Genomic DNA, 15889 nt, shown 5'->3' with positions numbered 1-15889 from the left:
CACACGAACCCCGGCCTGCCTCACCGAACCGCCCATACCGACTCGATCCGGCCTGCTCATACGAACCCCGGCCTGCCTCGCCAAACCGCCCATACCAACCTGATCCAGCCCGCTCGTACGGACCTCGTACGAGCCGTTCACCCGCGTCCGGCGCGACCCGCTCGCACGGACCCCGGCCTGCCTCACCACCCGCACCTCGTCTCGCCCGCTCACCACATCTCCTCGCGCCCGGGGGATCACTGGGCTAATTCCTCCTCGCTGGGTCGACCCGCCTGAACCGTTCCGAAGCCCGCCACGACGACACCGGCCAGGGCGAGGTACGCCCGGCGGCCCGGTGCCCTCAGGTGGGACGGTTCCACCCGATCGGCCCTGCCGGGGGCGAGGGCGTCCTCCCAGGGGACCCGGACGATCGCCCGGCACCTGCCCCGCGCGACCGCCTCCGCCTGCTCCACGTCGGCCATGCTGCGGCGGCTCACCCCGTTGACCACCATCACCGCCCGGTGGCGCAGGTCGGCGCAGCCGTGCCCGTCGAGCCACTCGTACGTCATGGCCACCGCGTCCGGCCCGTCCTCGCTGGCCGGGACGACGAGGACGAGCTGGTCGGCGTAGGGGAGGACCCGCGCGGCCAGAGCCGCGGCCGGGTCCATGACGATCATCTTGTAGTGCCGGTCGAGCATGTCCATCGTCTGGCCGAGCCGCCGGTCGGAGAAGAGCGTGCGGTCGGACAGGCGCTGCTCGGCACCGGCGTCGCTGTCTCCGGCGAGGACCTCCAGCCCCGAGGCGCAGCGGCTGGTGTAGGCGCGCATGCCGAGATACCCCTGGACGTTGTCGAGCCCGGACAGCAGGGAGGTCAGGGTCTCGGGCGACTCGCCCTGGATCCGGCTGGACAGGGCGTGGGAGCCGGTGCTGGCGTCGACCGCGAGAATCCGGTCCTCCCGGTAGCGGGCGAGGGTGTGGCCGAGCATGAGCGCCGTCGTGGTCTGCCCGGCGCCGCCGGTGCATCCCAGGACCACCACCCGTCGGCTGCCGCTGAACACCGCCCTGGCCCGCGCCTCGTCGACCTCCGAACCGTCCGTACGGCCACCGCCGCCGGGTCCGATCACCACCTGGGCCAGCCGCCGCCAGCCGCCCGAGGAGTCTCGGCCGACCACCGACTCCACCCGGCGGACCCTGGTCTCGGCCTCGCCGCGCGGGGAACCGGACACCGGCACCGCCGGGGTGACCGGGTCCGCCGTGGCCGATCCGGACGGGACCGCGCGGATCGACATGCCGCTTCCCTGGGCACCCGTACCCGCCGGGGCGCCGGGACCCGCCTGCGCGCCCGCGGGCCTCTCCGGCGGCCACGCCTTCGCCGTCTCGGCCGGACGCTTCGTCGGTTCCGCAGGACGCCTCGCCGGTTCCACAGGACGCCCGATCGGCGCGGGCTGCCCCTTGCGGTGCTGCCGCCGCGCGCTCTCCTCGTCCTGCCTGTCTTGTCTGTCCTGCCTGTCCTGTTGCGGGAGTTCGGCGGCCTCCGCGGCGCGGCGCCCGATCGGCGCCGGTCCGACGAACCTCGGCACGAAGGAAGGAACGGCCGGGACGGAGGGCTTCTGGACCGGGTCGGGCACGACGGCCTGTCTCTCGGCGGGCACCGCGCCTGCCGGTGTCTCCACCCGCGGCGCCCCGGGGACCGAGGGCGGCGGCACGGCCGGAGCCTCGGGCCGCTGCCTGCCGGAGGTCTTCGAGGCGGGGGCGACGGTCTCGGAGGACGCGGCGGGCGCGACCACCTCGGGGGACGCGACCCGTGCGGGAGGCGCGACCGGTGCCGGGGGCACGGGGGGCGCGACCGGTGTGGCCGGTGTCGCCGGGGCCGTGGCGGCGCGCTGGGCCTCGGCGGAGGCCGCGAGCCTGCGCAGGCGCCGCAGCGCCTCGGTGTCGATGGAGGCGGGCGGAGCCACGGTCGCGCCGGACGCCACCGGCGCGTCCTCCCTCGCCTTGCCCGCGTCCTCCTTCGCGTTGTCCGCGTCCTCTCTCGCGTCGCCCGCGTTCCCCTCGGCGGCGGATCCGGCCGCCGGAGCGCGGTCGGCGGGCGGTCGCGAGGCCGGGCCCCGGACCGGCGTACCCGACGCGGCCCCGGCGGCGTCGGCGAACGCGACGGGCTGGGGCACCGGGGTCGGGGTCACGACGGGCAGGGTCGCGGGGGGCGCAGAAGGCGCGGGAGGCACAACAGGCAGGGAGGGCGCGGAAGGCGCCGAGGACACGGGGAGAACGGCGGGGACGACGACGGGAGGCGTCTCGACGACCCGGGACGTCTCGACGGCCGGGGTCTGACCAAGGGCCAGGGTCTGACCGAGGGCCGGGGCGACACCCTGGCGGGAGGCGTGGGCCTCGGCCCAGGCGACGCGCTCGCGGGCCACGGGAGCGGTCGCGGCGGCCGCCGCCGCGGCGGCCACGGCGGGACGCACCTCACGCGAGCGGGCGGCGGCGCGCCTGGCCTGGGCGTGCCGGGCCTTGCGCGACGCCTTGACCCGGACGGCAGCGTACCTCGGCGCGGCCCGCCAGACCCGGCCGTTCAGCGCGACCTCGGCGGGCTCGGAGAGGGGGGCCATCCGGCACCAGGTGCGCGGCTCCCCCACGTAGCGCACCTGCGACTGGAGCAGCTCGGTGAGCCTCTTGCTCTCGATCACCGGCCGGGTGGAGAGCCAGGTGACGACACCGGGCGGCACCAGGTAGAGCACGTGCCAGGGGGCGGCGAAGGGCAGACCGAGCAGGTAGAGCAGGAGCGACCACGGGGCCAGCACTCCCACGAACCCACCGATCCAGACAATCGGGAGCGGCATCGGCAGCCGTAGGTCGTACAGCTTGTAGAGCCGCTTCTCGATCCTCCAGATATTGGTGTACGTGGGCAGATCCACGTGATCCTCCTCTCCGCCTCTCCTTGTTTGACCGTTCGAAGCCGGTCTCAACCCCCCGAGATGCCCAGCGCGCCCGCGATCGCCTTGGCAGTCACCTCGATGATGTTCGGAACGTAGAAGATCACTCCGATGGCGATCGCCAGGATGATGAACTGGACGAACCTTGTGATCTCACGGGTGAAGAGGAAGAAGAGGGCCACCACCGAGACGATGACCAGGAAGAGTGGTGCGAAGAAGCTGCGGAGGAAGTCGGCCAGGCCCTCGGTGTTGACGCCTGCCGGAGGAGCTGTGGGCTGAGCGAGCTCTATCGCGCTCAGCAACATGGTCTTGAGAATCACTTCTTGTCCTCCGTACTCACGATCGTGCCCGCCGGGCGGCGACGGGTCCGCGGCGCGTAAGCGCGGGAACCCGGACCGACGGCTCATCGATCAGGGGGGGTCTGCTCACCGTAAACCGGCACCATCCGATCATGCGTTACCCCGCCACAGATCGGTATGCGCCGCGGATGTCCTTGACGAACCACTTGTCGCCCTGCTTGACCATGGTGAGCAAGTAGGCCTGTTCTAGTTTGCCCCCCATTTGGCCGGGATCGGCGGGTTCCGGGTCGGTGGACGGCGCCGCCTTCGAGGGCACGCCCCACAGGACCGTCGCGGTCACCTCTCGGGTGGTGCCACCGGCGAGGGGGACGGAGAGGTCCTTGAGCTGCTGGAAGGTGAACGCGCCCCCGAAGCCCTCCAGGGTGACCCCGGCGTCGGCGTAGCGCTGCAGCGAGGCGGTGTCACCCGCGTATGCCTTGAAGAAGTCTTCCAGCGGGGTGCGCAGCTCCTGCTCCGCGGCGCGGTCGCGCTCGGGCGCGGCCTTCGGCGGCAGGTCGGCCGCCTTCGGCGCGGGAAGGATGCCCGGACGCCCGGCGACGACGAACCTCTCCGCGGCCCGGTCGCGGTAGACGGGCACCGACAGGAGCTGGCGGCGGTTCTCCGACTGGTAGGCGACGGTGACGACGGCGTTGTCGGCGTCGACGACCTCGATCCCGTACGGTTGCACCGCTCCAGCGCTCATCCTGCCGAAACCGTCCCAGCCGAACTGCGACTCGGTGCCCTCGGGCAGGTAGGGGGCGAGCCTCGACTCCCGCTCCGCGAGGCGGGCGCCGTCGAAGTTCAGGTAGACCTCGGCGAACTGGGCCGCGAAGGCGGAGGCCTGGACGGTGGGGAATCCGTTCCCCACGGCGGGCACCGCGCCGGAGGGGGCGCTCTGCTGGGTGAAGCGCTCGAAGGGCGCGCGGACCCCGTTCACGACGATGACGACGATGAGCGCCCAGAGCACGGCGCGGCCGGTCCACACCAGCCAGCGGCCACCTCCTCCGGACCAGCGCCCGCGTGACGCCCCCCGCCCGCGCGCCGGAGCGCGATCGAGATCGGGGTCGTCGGGGAAGTCCGGGTATGCCGACAGCTCAGGGTCGCCAGCGATCCGGGGATCACGCTGGACCGTCGACCTTCGAGCCATCACGCCTCCGCTCGCGTCAATCCCCGGCCGGTGCGGTGTCGTATTGCCGCCGATCCCGTTTGGCCATGGTGACGCACTTACTCTAGCCGCCCAGCCGATTCTTCCAGGAAAGCCACGCCTATGCTGCAGGCATCGTGATGACTGAGCAAACCGGGTCTGGAACCCCGGCGAGGCCGCCGATGCCGACCATGCCCGGTGAAAGACGCATTACCCCTGGCCAGCGCATGGGCTGATTACTCAAACGCCACCCATTGCTAACTAGACGGCTCCCGGACTGTCGCGACCTGCGCATTTAACACGAAATACGTCACCCAGGGTCACAACCCCTTGAAATGGACTTGCTCGCCCTAGCCGGACACCTTGATCGGGGGCGAGTACGCCCGTACCCCCCTGGCACTTCGAGGTGGGCCCGTCCGGGTTTCAGTCGACCCCGTGATCGGGCGGCAACGGATAGGCGTGCAGCAGACGCTCCAGCACTCCGGCGATCGTGTGCCCGTCGAGCTCACGCATCATCGCCATCTCCACACTCGCGTACACCTCGGTCAGCGCCGGCCGGATGCCGTGACCAACGGGGCAGTCCGGCTTCGGCTCGTGCGGGTGCAGGGCGAACGGCGTGCCTGGATCGAGCGCCGCGTAAACCTCGCGAAGGGTGATCTGCTCAGCGGGCCGCTCCAGCCACCAGCCCGACCCCGGCCCGCGTCGGACACCGACCACCCCGGCCTCGCGCAGCGGGGCGAGCACCCGCCGCACGAGCACGGGGTGGCTGGCGAGACTCTCGGCGATGCGCTCCGAGGTGATCGGCGACTCACCACGGCGTGCCGCCAGCGCGATCCAGCACAGCGCGTGGACGGCGGTGGTGAACTGGCTGTTGGCGGACACGTCGGCTCCTTGTGTAACCATCATCGTTGCACAAGGGGTCGCGGGGCTCAGACGTCGGCGGCTCGGATCCAGGTCATGACCCGGTTGCGGCGGTCGTCGACAGAGTGCCGCGGTCGAATCACGGCCGGACCTCTCCTGTGGTCACGCGCCGCAGCCGCATGAGCTCGGCATCGCCGACGTGTTCATCGGCCCAGCGCCTCCAGTCGGGGTGGGCGTGCAGCCGGTCCAGTGCCACCGCCAGTTCGGCGGGGTCGCCGAAGTCGGCCGTCCAGACGAATGCCGATCCCGGGCGCACCGGCAGCTGAGGGAACGTGTTCACCGCGGGCTCGGTCCGCCAGGTGGACACCGGAACCCGCAGAACGGCTTCGAGAAGGTCGGGCAGCCACGTCCCCTCGCCCAGGTCGACGGCGCCGCGCACGATCATCGTCGCCGTCGTGGCGCCCAGCGGGGTGTCCGAGGCGAGCCTGTTCGCGTGTGGCGGGTCGGTGTGGCGCAACAGCAGCACGTCATCGCTGTCGATCATCGTCCCGTTCGCCTCGTCGCGGTGTGCCGCCCACACCGGTCCGCCGTAGAACGCCTCCAGCGCGCGCCGCCGGTCCGCCATGTCGGCGAAGGCCCGCCACCACACGAACCGGTCGGGTTGGTCCAGGTCCTCGTAGATCGTGCCGACGAGCATTCCGGCGTCCTGCTGCCCGGCGATGAAGTGGTCGTCGAACAGCCTCCTGAGCACGGGGAAGCCGCCCGGCCGGAGCAGGTAGCGACGAAGCTCGGCCACGTCGGCCACGGCGAACGACGCCGGTCCCCCGCCTCCTTCCGTGGCGGTGGCCGCCCCGGTCACGTCGGGTTCCGAGGTGTGTTCCACTGGCAGCCCCTCAAAGTTTGTAACTATTCTTGTTACAACATCATAGAGGTGCGGCAGCGGGTCATGACAAGCCCGCTCCAGCGCGGAGACCGTGAACCAGGCCGGAGAGAGGACGGGCTTTCGGAGCATCTGCCGCTTGGGGCACTTGACGCGGCGGATGTCGCCCTCGGCTGTGCCCGAGGTGAGGCCGTCGATGTCCTGCGGAAATTTGTCGGCTGAGCCTGAACCGCCGTCACGGCGCGGACGGGACGACCGAAGGCCGAGGTGACACCGACCGATCAGGAGCGGGCGAAGGCGCCGCGGGTGCTGGCGATGCGATCCAAGATCGTGTTGACGTGCGCGGACGGCAGGGACCACAGGGAGATCTCCGCGGATCCTCGGGTACATCGCGACACGGTGTCCACGTGGCGCGACCGGTTCGTGAAACCGCGACGGAGGGGGTGATGGACGAACAGCGCCCACCCTTGATCACACCAGGCCGGGTGGAGCGAGTCGTGGTGGCGACACTGGAGCAGACGCCCAAGGGGGCCGCCCACCGGTCAAGGACCTTGATGGCCCGGCGCGGTCGACAAGGGCGTCCCTGCCGGGCTGAACATCCACCTGGTCTGCGGCAACCACGGCACCCACAGGACCCGGCCCGCCATCCCCACCGGCTCCTCCTGGACCGATCAGGCCGAGCGATGCTCAGGCTTCCTGACCGACCAGCTGAACAGGCACGGAGCCCACCACAGTGGGCAGGCCCTCGCCAGGGACATCAGCCGGTGGAACGACACCCCTCGGCCGTCCACCTGCGTTCACATGAAAGAGGAGATCCTCGAATCACTCACCCGACATCACCGGCGAACCTCTGACGCGGGACAGCGGGACACTAGACGTTGAAGCGGAACTCCACCACGTCGCCGTCGCGCATGACGTACTCCTTGCCCTCGATGCGGGCCTTGCCCGCCTGGCGGGCGGAGGCGATGGAGCCGGTCTCCATGAGCTCGTCGAAGGAGACGATCTCGGCCTTGATGAAGCCGCGCTGGAAGTCGGTGTGGATGACCCCGGCCGCCTCGGGAGCGGTGGCGCCCTTGCGGATCGTCCAGGCCCTGGTCTCCTTGGGACCGGCGGTCAGATAGGTCTGCAGGCCCAGGGTCTCGAAGCCCACCCTGGCCAGCTGGGTCAGGCCCGACTCCTCCTGGCCGACGGACTGCAGGAGCTCCAGCGCCTCGGCGTCGTCGAGCTCGACGAGCTCGGACTCGATCTTCGCGTCGAGGAAGACGGCCTCGGCCGGTGCGACGAGCGCCGACAGCTGGGCCCTGAGCTTCTCGTCCACCAGCTCGTCGGCGTCCAGGTTGAAGACGTACAGGAACGGCTTGGCCGTCAGCAGGTGCAGCTCGCGCAGGTCCTTCGGGTCGATGCCCGCGCCCTTGGCCCCGGCGTACAGGGTGGTGCCGCCGTCGAGGAGCTTGAAGGCCGCCTCCGCCGCGTCGAGCGCGGCCTTGCGGTCCTTGTTGGTCCTGGACTCCTTCTGGAGGCGGGGAATCGCCTTCTCCAGCGTCTGCAGGTCGGCGAGGATCAGCTCGGTGTTGATCGTCTCGATGTCGCGCCCGGGGGCGACGCCGCCGTCCACGTGGGTCACGTCGGGGTCGTTGAAGACCCGGATGACCTGGCAGATCGCGTCGGTGTCACGGATGTTGGCGAGGAACTGGTTGCCTCGCCCCTGTCCCTCCGAGGCGCCGCGGACCAGACCGGCGATGTCGACGAACTCGACCTTCGCCGGAAGGATCTTCGCGGACCCGAAGATCTCGGCCAGCTTCTCAAGACGCGGGTCGGGAACGCCGACGATGCCCACGTTGGGCTCGATGGTGGCGAACGGATAGTTCGCCGCCAGGGCGTTGGCGGTCTTCGTCAGCGCGTTGAAAAGCGTTGACTTGCCGACGTTGGGCAATCCGACGATGCCGATGCTCAGGCTCACGTGAGCCGAGTTTACGCGGAATGACCCACTGCTACCCGCCACGGACAGGTCACAGGTGGGAGTCACGGGTACGGACGAAGCCGGTTCCGGTGCGGGAGGGGGTGCGAACCGAGCCGGTTCCGGTCCCGGAGGGGGTGCGGACGGAGCCCGTTCCGGCCCGGGAGCGCGGACGAGCCACGGGGGCGAGCCGAGCCCGTTCCGGTGCGGAAGCGTGTCGGCGCGCCAGGAGTGGCCGGGCCTGGAATCATGCCGGGGTGGATGTCATGGCTCTCTCCTTCCAGCTCGCGGTGGGCCTCGCCGCGGGACTCGCGATCGGGTTCCTGCTGGGCCGGGCGCGGGCCGCCTCGGGAGCCGCCGATGTCACGGCGCGCCTGGCCGACGCCGAGGCCCGCGCGAAGATCGCCGAGGAGAAGGTCGTCTACATCGAGGGACAGCTCTCCGAACGGTTTCAGGCCCTGTCGAGCCGGGCACTCGACGTCAACAACCTGCGGTTCCTGGAGCTGGCGGAGACGAGGCTGGCCGCCAACCGGGCCGAGGCGGCCGGTGAGCTGGAGCAGCGCAAGCAGGCCGTCGAGCACCTGATCGAGCCGCTGAAGGACACCCTGGCCCGCGTCGAGACACAGCTGCGCGACACCCAGACGGGCCAGCGGGCCGCCCACGCCGAGCTGGCCAAGCACATCGACGTCGTCCGCGAGAGCAACGAGCAGCTCCGCGCCCAGACAAGCTCGCTGGTACGGGCCCTGCAACGGCCCGAGGCCAGGGGCCGGTGGGGAGAGCTCCAGCTCCGCAGGGTCGCCGAGATCGCCGGGATGCAGCGGTTCTGCGACTTCGACGAGCAGGTGAGCGTCACCACGCCGGACGGCGTCCTGCGACCCGACATGATCGTGCGGCTGGCCGGTGGCAAGAACATCGTGGTCGACTCCAAGGTCTCGCTCGCCGCCTACCTGGAGGCCGCCGAGTCGGCCGATCCCGACCACCAGTCGGCCCGGCTCGACGCCCACGCCCGGCACGTGCGCGACCACGTCGACCGGCTCGCCTCGAAGCCCTACTGGCAGGCGTTCAGCCCGGCGCCGGAGTTCATGGTCCTGTTCATCCCCGGCGAGGCGTTCCTCGCCCCGGCGCTGGAACGCGACCCCGCCCTGCTGGAGTACGCCATGCGGCGCCGCGTCCACATCGCCACACCGACCACGCTGATCACCATGCTCCGTACCGCGCAGTACGCCTGGCAGCAGGCCGCGCTCGGCGAGAACGCGCGGGCGATCTTCGAGGTCGGCAAGGAGCTGTACGAGCGGCTGAGCAGCATGGGACGCAACGTCGACGCCCTGGGCCGCTCGCTGAGCCGGGCCGTGGAGTCGTACAACAGGACCGTCGGCTCGCTGGAGACCAGGGTGCTGGTGAGCGCCCGCAAGCTGAACGACCTGGGGCTGGTCGAGACCGACCTGGACACGCCTCAGGCGGTCGAGGACCTGCCGCGCGCCTTGACCTCACCGGAACTGCTCGCGCGAGAGGAGCCAAGCCCGCCTCTCGTATCCCGCCTGAACGGTAGGTTGGCCAACGACCTGCCCTGAAAACTGTTCCCCGAAGGCTCCGGCGGCCGGACACTGGAGACGGCGGGATCGACGGCGCGGGGTCCGCGAGGGGCAGGGTCAGGGGGCGAGTGGTGGAAGAGCGAGGCGGCGTGCCGCCGGTCGGCGGGGTGATCGCATGAGTGAGCTTGACCGGACCGCGGGCATCCGGCTGACCGTCCGGGGCGCGCTGGCCTTCGTGCTGGCGTCCACGCTGGTGGGCAGCGTGCTGCAGGCGCTGCTCGGGGTGGCGGCGCTGACCGGGGCGGCGTTCGTGGCCGGTTGCGTGGCCGCCGCGTTACTCGTGAACCGCAGGGACCTGCTGTCGCTGGTGGTGTCCCCGCCCCTGGTCTTCTTCGTGACCACCGCGTTCATCGAGGCGGTCAGGTCCCTGTTCGCGGCCACGCCCGTGCAGGCCTTCGGCCTGGGCATGTACACCGCGCTGTCGCAGGGGGCCCCGTGGCTGTTCGGCGGCTCGTTCCTGGTGCTGGTCATCGCCTGGCGCCGGGGCCTGACCCGCTGCGTCCGCGAGCTGCGCGAGGAGCTCAGGGCGTCCAAGGCGTCGGTGCCCCGCCCCAGGAGCGGCGGCGACGGCACCGCCTTCGCCCCCGAGCCCGAGGGATACTTCGAGCCCAAGGTGTACGGCACCCCGCGCGAAGGGCAGTGACGCGCGGGCGGCCGAAGCCCGTCCGGCCCGCGTGTACGTCACCCCTCGCGGGGTGACGTTCGGAGGCCCCCGGTTCTCAGAGGCCCCGGTCAGGTGACGGGCCCCCGGGAGGCGGTTGGCCGGATCTGCGTGATCAGACCGTGGCGCGCAGGTCCCTGCGCAGCTCGTGCGGGAGCGCGAAGCGCACGCTCTCGTGGACGGACTCGACCTCCTCGACGTCCCCGAAACCGTTTCGCGCGAGGCGGGCCAGGACCTCGGCGACGAGTTCCTCGGGCACCGAGGCGCCGCTCGTCACGCCGACCGTGGTGACGCCGTCGAACCACGCGTCGTCGATGAGCGAGGCGTCGTCGACCAGGTAGGAGGCGTCGGCCCCGTGGTCGAGGGCGACCTCGACCAGCCGCTTGGAGTTGGAGGAGTTCTCCGAGCCGACGACGATGACCAGCTGGGCCTGGGCGGCGATCTCCTTGACCGCGACCTGGCGGTTCTGGGTGGCGTAGCAGATGTCGTCGCTCGGGGGGTCGATCAGGTTGGGGAAGCGCTCCTTGAGCCGGGAGACCGTCTCGGTCGTCTCGTCCACCGACAGCGTGGTCTGCGACAGCCAGACCAGCCGCTCGGGATCCTTGACCCGCACGGTGTCGACCGAGTGCAGGCCGTCGACGAGCTGGACGTGGTCGGGCGCCTCGCCCGCGGTGCCCTCGACCTCCTCGTGGCCCTCGTGGCCGATGAGGAGGATGTCGTAGTCCTGGGAGGCGAAGCGCTTGGCCTCGTTGTGCACCTTGGTCACGAGGGGGCAGGTGGCGTCGATCGTCTTGAGGCTGCGCCTGGCGGCCTCCTGGTGGACCGCCGGGGAGACCCCGTGGGCGGAGAAGACGACGATCGCGCCCTCGGGCACCTGCTCGGTCTCCTCGACGAAGATCGCTCCGCGCTGCTCCAGCGTCTTGACCACGTGGGTGTTGTGGACGATCTGCTTACGGACGTAGATCGGAGCGCCGTACTGCTCCAGTGCCTTCTCCACGGCCTGCACCGCACGATCAACCCCCGCGCAGTAACCACGGGGCTTCGCCACTAGTACGCGTCGGGTCGCGGGGGTGTCTGAAGTCATGCTCTTATGCTACGTGGACACGCCCGCGAGACAGCCCACACGCCCCACAAGCTCATGCGGCACAAGTCTTGCCACACTAGCCTTCTCGATACAGACCTCCCAGGGAGACGACATGTCAGTCCCCGACATGATTCGCAATGTCACACAAAAGGCAAAAGACCTGCCGCTGCACATGTTGCAGAGCGCGCTGAGCGGGGTCGGCCAGGCCCTGCTCCTCGGTGACCGCGTCCGGACCAGGTTCAAGGGCACCTCCGGCCAGGGCGAGGCCCCCGGGACGGTCGACGACCAGCCCGCGAAGACCGTTGAGGAGACCTCGGACCAGGCGGGGAAGCCCACCCGCCGCGAGCCCGTCATCTTCGCGCCGCGCCCTGAGAAGGCCGCGAGCAGGCCCGCCGCCGAGAGCAACGGGACCAGGACCGCCCCCGACCCGGTCATCTTCAGCCCCGCCAAGCCCGACGTCGCGGCGCCCTCCACTCCCGAGGCCAAGGCTCCCGAGACTCCCGAGACCGTCGACGCCCCGGCCACCGCCGGAACCGACGCCGTCGCCACCTCGGCCACCGCCGGAACCACCGAGGCGGTCGGCGCCTCGGCCACAGCGGAAACCACCGAGGCTCCGGCCGCCCCTCGCACCACCGAGGCCCCCGCCGCCGCCCCGGAGTCCGAGACCGCCCAGGAGTCCGAAGCCACCCCGGCGAAGCCCGCCGAGACCATCGTGACCCCCGAGGCCGCCGCCACGGAGACCCCCGCCACCGTGGAGGTGAAGGCCGCACAGGCCCCGGCCACCACGGAAGCCCCGGCCGCCGTCGAGTCTGTCGAGCCCGTCAAGACCGTCGAGCCCGCGGAAGCCGTCGAAGCCAAGGTCGCGGAGGCTCCGGCCACCGACGTCCCGGCCACCGAGCCCGAGGTCGCCGGGAGCGTCACCCCGGAGGCCACGGCCCCCGAGGCCGCCCCGGTCGAGGCTCCCGCCAAGAAGCCCAGGGCCACCAGGGCCACCAGGGCCAAGGCTCCCGTCGCGAAGCCCGAGGCAGCGCAGCCCGAAGCAGTGAAGCCCGAAGCGGCGGAGCCCCAGGCCGCGGAGGCGAGCGCGGTCGCCGAGGCCCCCGTCAGGAAGCCCAGGGCCACCCGGGCCAAGGCCAAGCCCCCGGTCGCCGAGACCGTGGAGTCCGAGGCCACCGCGCCCGAGGCCGCCAAGGCCGCCCCGAAGGCCAGGGCGACCAGGACCCGCAAGACGACCGCCAAGGCCGCCCCGGCGGAGGCCGTGGCCGAGAGCGCGGAGAGCGGCGCACTGACGAGCGCCACGGCGAACACCGCGGAGACCGCGGAGACCGCGATCGAGACCCCCGCTGCGGCGAAGGTCGAGGTCACGAAGGTCGACACCGCGAAGCCCGAGACCGCGGACGCCGCGGTGGTCGAGGTGACGGAGACCAGGGTCGCCGCACCCGAGGCGGCCGACGCCGCCGGGTCCTCCACCGTGACGACCACCACGGCGACCGAGCCCTCCACCGTGACGACCACCGCGACGGCCGAAGCCCCCGCGGCGACGGCCACCACCGTGGTCTCGGAGACCCCCGCCGAGCCCCTGCCCGGCTACGCGGAGCTGACGGTCGCGTCCCTGCGGGCGCGGATGCGTGGCAGGACGGCCACGCAGATCCGGGAGCTGATCGCCTACGAGCGGGCGACCTCCGACCGCGAGGCCGTCGTGCGGATGTACGAGAACCGCCTGGCCAAGCTGGAGACCGCGGAATAGTCACGCCCGGCGCGTAGGCTCCCGGCCATGAGCTCGAAGACCACCCCTGAGCAGCCCCTCCCGGTTCGCACGGTGTTGCAGATGGTCGGCGGCTGGATCGGCAAGCTCGGCACCGTCTGGGTCGAGGGGCAGATCACCGAGCTGACCGCCCGCGGCGGCACGGTGTTCCTGACGTTGCGTGACCCGGTGGCCAACGTGTCGGCCCGGGTCACCTGCCCGCGCGGCGTGTACGAGGCGACCCTCCCCCGGCCGGTCGACGGCGCCAGGATCGTGGCCCATCTGAAGCCCGACTTCTGGGTCAACAAAGGTTCCTTCGCGTTCACCGCGCTGGAGTTGCGGCCGGTCGGGGTCGGCGAGCTGCTGGCGCGGCTGGAGCGGCTGCGCCAGCTGCTCGCGTCCGAGGGGCTCTTCGGTGTCGACAGGAAGCGGCGGCTGCCGTTCCTGCCGGGCACGGTCGGGCTGATCTGCGGCCGCGACTCGGCCGCAGAGCGCGACGTGCTGGAGAACTCGCGGCGCCGCTGGCCCGCCGTGCGGTTCAAGGTCGAGCCGGTGGCCGTGCAGGGGCCGTACGCGGTCGGCGAGGTCACCGAGGCGCTGCGCAAGTTCGACGCGGACGGCGAGGTCGACGTGATCGTGGTCGCGCGGGGCGGCGGGTCGATGGAGGACCTGCTGCCCTTCTCGGACGAGGCCCTCGTCCGGGCGGTGGCGGCGTGCCGTACGCCCGTGGTGAGCGCGATCGGCCACGAGCAGGACAATCCGCTGCTCGACCTGGTCGCCGACGTGCGCGCGTCCACGCCGACGGACGCGGCGAAGAAGGTCGTTCCGGACGTCGGCGAGCAGATGACGCTGGTCCGCCAGCTCCGCGACCGGGGCCGCAGGGTGGCGGGCGGCTGGCTCGACCGCGAGACGGCCTGGCTGGCGGCGGCCCGCTCCCGCCCCTCCCTCGCCGACCCGGTACGCGAGGTGGAGCGCAGGGCCGAGCAGGCCGAGCAGCTCAGGGACCGGGCGAGACGTTCCCTCACCGCCTCCCTGGACCGGGCCCAGGATTCGCTGGAGCACCTGCGCGCCCGTCTGGTCTCGCTGTCTCCCGCCGCCACGCTGGAGCGGGGCTACGCGATCGTGCAGCGTCCCTCGGGCGATGTCGTACGTCTCGCGAGCGAGGTCTCCCCCGGTGACGAGCTGACGGTGCGCTTCCCCGACGACCGGGTGACGGTCAGGAGCGAGACCGCCACGTGAGCGAGGGGTAGCCGTCGTCGACGAAGCCGAACTGCCGGTAGAGGGGTTCGGCGTCGGAGGTCGCGTGCAGGTCGACCCTGCGGACCCCGCTGTCGCGGTACCACTCCATGAGGGCTCCGATGATCGCCCGGCCGTGACCCCTGCGCCGGTGGCGGGGGTCGGTGGTCATGCCCTGGACGTAGCCGTAGCGGCCGTCGGGGAGGGAGGGGCCGGGGAAGCGCTGGAAGATGAGGCCGATCCCGCAGGCCGCCAGCCCTGCCACGGGGGCGTCGACCACGTAGACGGCCGTGTCGGAGCTACCCAGCCGCTCTTCGAGGCTCTCCGCGTAACTCCTCTGCCACGCCTCCTCGATCGGGTAACTGCCGTCCTGGGCCATCCGGTCGGCCAGCACCTCGCGGAGACGCACCAGCTCGGGAATGTCCTCTGAGGTCGCCTCACGAACGTTCACCAGGGCATTCTTCCAGCCGTACGCCCCGGTGGAGCGGCCGGGGGAGGCATCTGTGGATCATCCGCGTGCGGGCACCTCGACGGAACCGCGCCGGGTGGGCGGCACGGGCTGAAGATCCTCGGGGCACGTCCTAAGGTGGGGTGCGTGGCCGATGAGAAGACACCGTCGTACGAGCAGGCGCGCGAGGAACTGACCGAGGTGGTCCGCAGTCTTGAGGCGGGCGGGCTCACGCTGGAACAGTCGATCGAGCTCTGGGAGCGCGGCGAGAGGCTGGCCGCGGTCTGCGAGGAGTGGCTCCAGGGGGCCAGGGTGAAGCTCGCGGCGGCCATGGCACAGCGGCGGCAACCCGACCCGGCCGGAGACGCCCCCTTCTGAGCGGCCCGGCCCGGACGACCCCGAGCCGCGCCACCTCCGCGATCGGCGTCCGCGTCTCCGCCCCTCACGGCGAAGCGGACGCCAGAACGTCAGGACGTGTTTCTCGGCTGCCGCTTGAGGGACCCGGCCAGGGAGGACAGCTCGTCCCACGGGGCGGTGCCGGTGACGACGATCGTGACGTCCGGCAGGAAGCGTACGAGGGAACGCTGGTTCTTGTCCTCGCGGACGCGCTGCTCCCAGGTCACGCCGTTGATCTGGACGGTGCCGGTGACCGTGGAGGTGTTGGCGAGCCGGTTGGCGAACTCGGCCGCGGGCTTCTCGTCGCTCTGGGCGAGCATCGCGTGGAAGCGCTTGGCGGTGGCGAAGCCGAGCCTCCAGGTCGTGACGCCGTTCACGTTCGTGTTCCGGGAGCTGTTCGGGACCCACCCGGCGGCGACGGGCTCGGGCGCCCACACCTGGAAGGGCGCCGTGCGGCGCAGGTCGGCGAGGGCGATCGAGTAGTCGACCCTCGGGATGTGCTCGGTCCTGCTCTGCGGCGTGATCAGCAGGAACAGGCCGACAGCGCCCAGACAGACCGCCATCGCGACCACATAGCCGTAGAAGCCCTGAGTGAACTTTCGCACGACTGTCGACACTATCCGTTCGGGAGGGCGG

The 15889-nt window shown here is 71.5% G+C and carries 14 protein-coding genes; 5 read left to right on the top strand and 9 right to left on the bottom strand.

Going from position 1 to position 15889, the window contains the following annotated elements:
* Positions 1-236 precede the first annotated feature (236 nt).
* From ACW9TB_RS16080 to ychF, 6 genes are all read right to left on the bottom strand, one after another.
* Complete coding sequence (locus ACW9TB_RS16080; RefSeq protein WP_472748825.1) at positions 237-2894, bottom strand: TcpE family conjugal transfer membrane protein; 2658 nt, start codon at positions 2892-2894, stop codon at positions 237-239.
* Positions 2895-2941: 47 nt separating this feature from the next.
* A complete protein-coding gene (locus ACW9TB_RS16075; RefSeq protein WP_329093688.1) occupies positions 2942-3217 on the bottom strand; it encodes a hypothetical protein in 276 nt (91 codons plus the stop codon).
* A gap of 151 nt (positions 3218-3368) precedes the next feature.
* Positions 3369-4397, bottom strand: a complete 1029-nt coding sequence (locus ACW9TB_RS16070) for a conjugal transfer protein (RefSeq protein WP_472748824.1) — start codon at positions 4395-4397, stop codon at positions 3369-3371.
* Between the two features lie 420 nt (positions 4398-4817).
* The gene (locus ACW9TB_RS16065; RefSeq protein ID WP_472748823.1) at positions 4818-5276 is read right to left on the bottom strand and encodes an Rrf2 family transcriptional regulator; all 459 of its coding nucleotides are present in this window, start codon (positions 5274-5276) and stop codon (positions 4818-4820) included.
* 118 nt (positions 5277-5394) lie between these two features.
* Positions 5395-6138 carry an NIPSNAP family protein gene (locus ACW9TB_RS16060; protein ID WP_472748822.1) on the bottom strand — a complete coding sequence of 248 codons (744 nt, stop codon included), beginning with the start codon at positions 6136-6138 and terminating at the stop codon, positions 5395-5397.
* Positions 6139-7006: 868 nt separating this feature from the next.
* A complete protein-coding gene (ychF, locus tag ACW9TB_RS16055) occupies positions 7007-8095 on the bottom strand; it encodes a redox-regulated ATPase YchF (RefSeq protein ID WP_472748821.1) in 1089 nt (362 codons plus the stop codon).
* 263 nt (positions 8096-8358) lie between these two features.
* Between ychF and ACW9TB_RS16050 the strand changes: the two genes are divergently transcribed.
* Complete coding sequence (locus tag ACW9TB_RS16050; protein ID WP_472748967.1) at positions 8359-9663, top strand: DNA recombination protein RmuC; 1305 nt, start codon at positions 8359-8361, stop codon at positions 9661-9663.
* Between the two features lie 136 nt (positions 9664-9799).
* Entirely contained in the window at positions 9800-10327 is a 528-nt protein-coding gene (locus tag ACW9TB_RS16045; protein WP_472748820.1) for a DUF6542 domain-containing protein, read from the top strand.
* A 133-nt stretch (positions 10328-10460) separates the two neighbouring features.
* On the opposite strand, the gene ACW9TB_RS16040 is transcribed toward ACW9TB_RS16045, so the two are convergent.
* The gene (locus ACW9TB_RS16040) at positions 10461-11429 is read right to left on the bottom strand and encodes a 4-hydroxy-3-methylbut-2-enyl diphosphate reductase (protein WP_472748819.1); all 969 of its coding nucleotides are present in this window, start codon (positions 11427-11429) and stop codon (positions 10461-10463) included.
* Between the two features lie 112 nt (positions 11430-11541).
* Between ACW9TB_RS16040 and ACW9TB_RS16035 the strand changes: the two genes are divergently transcribed.
* Positions 11542-13176, top strand: coding sequence for a hypothetical protein (locus tag ACW9TB_RS16035; RefSeq protein WP_472748818.1), 1635 nt, complete (start codon positions 11542-11544; stop codon positions 13174-13176).
* A gap of 27 nt (positions 13177-13203) precedes the next feature.
* Complete coding sequence (gene xseA / locus ACW9TB_RS16030; protein WP_472748817.1) at positions 13204-14412, top strand: exodeoxyribonuclease VII large subunit; 1209 nt, start codon at positions 13204-13206, stop codon at positions 14410-14412.
* Here xseA and ACW9TB_RS16025 read toward each other — a convergent pair.
* The gene (locus ACW9TB_RS16025) at positions 14390-14860 is read right to left on the bottom strand and encodes a GNAT family N-acetyltransferase (RefSeq protein WP_472748816.1); all 471 of its coding nucleotides are present in this window, start codon (positions 14858-14860) and stop codon (positions 14390-14392) included. The two genes, xseA and ACW9TB_RS16025, sit on opposite strands and share 23 nt — an antisense overlap.
* Positions 14861-15004: 144 nt before the next feature.
* Between ACW9TB_RS16025 and ACW9TB_RS16020 the strand changes: the two genes are divergently transcribed.
* Complete coding sequence (locus ACW9TB_RS16020; protein ID WP_350971911.1) at positions 15005-15235, top strand: exodeoxyribonuclease VII small subunit; 231 nt, start codon at positions 15005-15007, stop codon at positions 15233-15235.
* Between the two features lie 89 nt (positions 15236-15324).
* Here ACW9TB_RS16020 and ACW9TB_RS16015 read toward each other — a convergent pair whose 3' ends face one another.
* Positions 15325-15858: a DUF4245 domain-containing protein gene (locus ACW9TB_RS16015; protein ID WP_472748815.1), complete on the bottom strand. Its 534-nt coding sequence runs from the start codon at positions 15856-15858 to the stop codon at positions 15325-15327.
* Positions 15859-15889 lie beyond the last annotated feature (31 nt).

Source organism: Streptosporangium sp. H13245 (assembly GCF_055690525.1).
This window is presented reverse-complemented; position numbering and strand designations above follow the sequence as displayed.

Excerpts from the sequence above, each read along its gene's own strand:
- ACW9TB_RS16070 (WP_472748824.1), bottom strand. The coding sequence starts at position 4,397 with ATGGCTCGAAGGTCGACGGTCCAGCGTGATCCCCGGATCGCTGGCGAC.
- ACW9TB_RS16075 (WP_329093688.1), bottom strand. The coding sequence starts at position 3,217 with ATGTTGCTGAGCGCGATAGAGCTCGCTCAGCCCACAGCTCCTCCGGCA.
- ACW9TB_RS16045 (WP_472748820.1), top strand. The coding sequence starts at position 9,800 with ATGAGTGAGCTTGACCGGACCGCGGGCATCCGGCTGACCGTCCGGGGC.
- ACW9TB_RS16040 (WP_472748819.1), bottom strand. The coding sequence starts at position 11,429 with ATGACTTCAGACACCCCCGCGACCCGACGCGTACTAGTGGCGAAGCCC.
- ACW9TB_RS16050 (WP_472748967.1), top strand. The coding sequence starts at position 8,359 with ATGGCTCTCTCCTTCCAGCTCGCGGTGGGCCTCGCCGCGGGACTCGCG.
- ACW9TB_RS16035 (WP_472748818.1), top strand. The coding sequence starts at position 11,542 with ATGTCAGTCCCCGACATGATTCGCAATGTCACACAAAAGGCAAAAGAC.
- xseA (WP_472748817.1), top strand. The coding sequence starts at position 13,204 with ATGAGCTCGAAGACCACCCCTGAGCAGCCCCTCCCGGTTCGCACGGTG.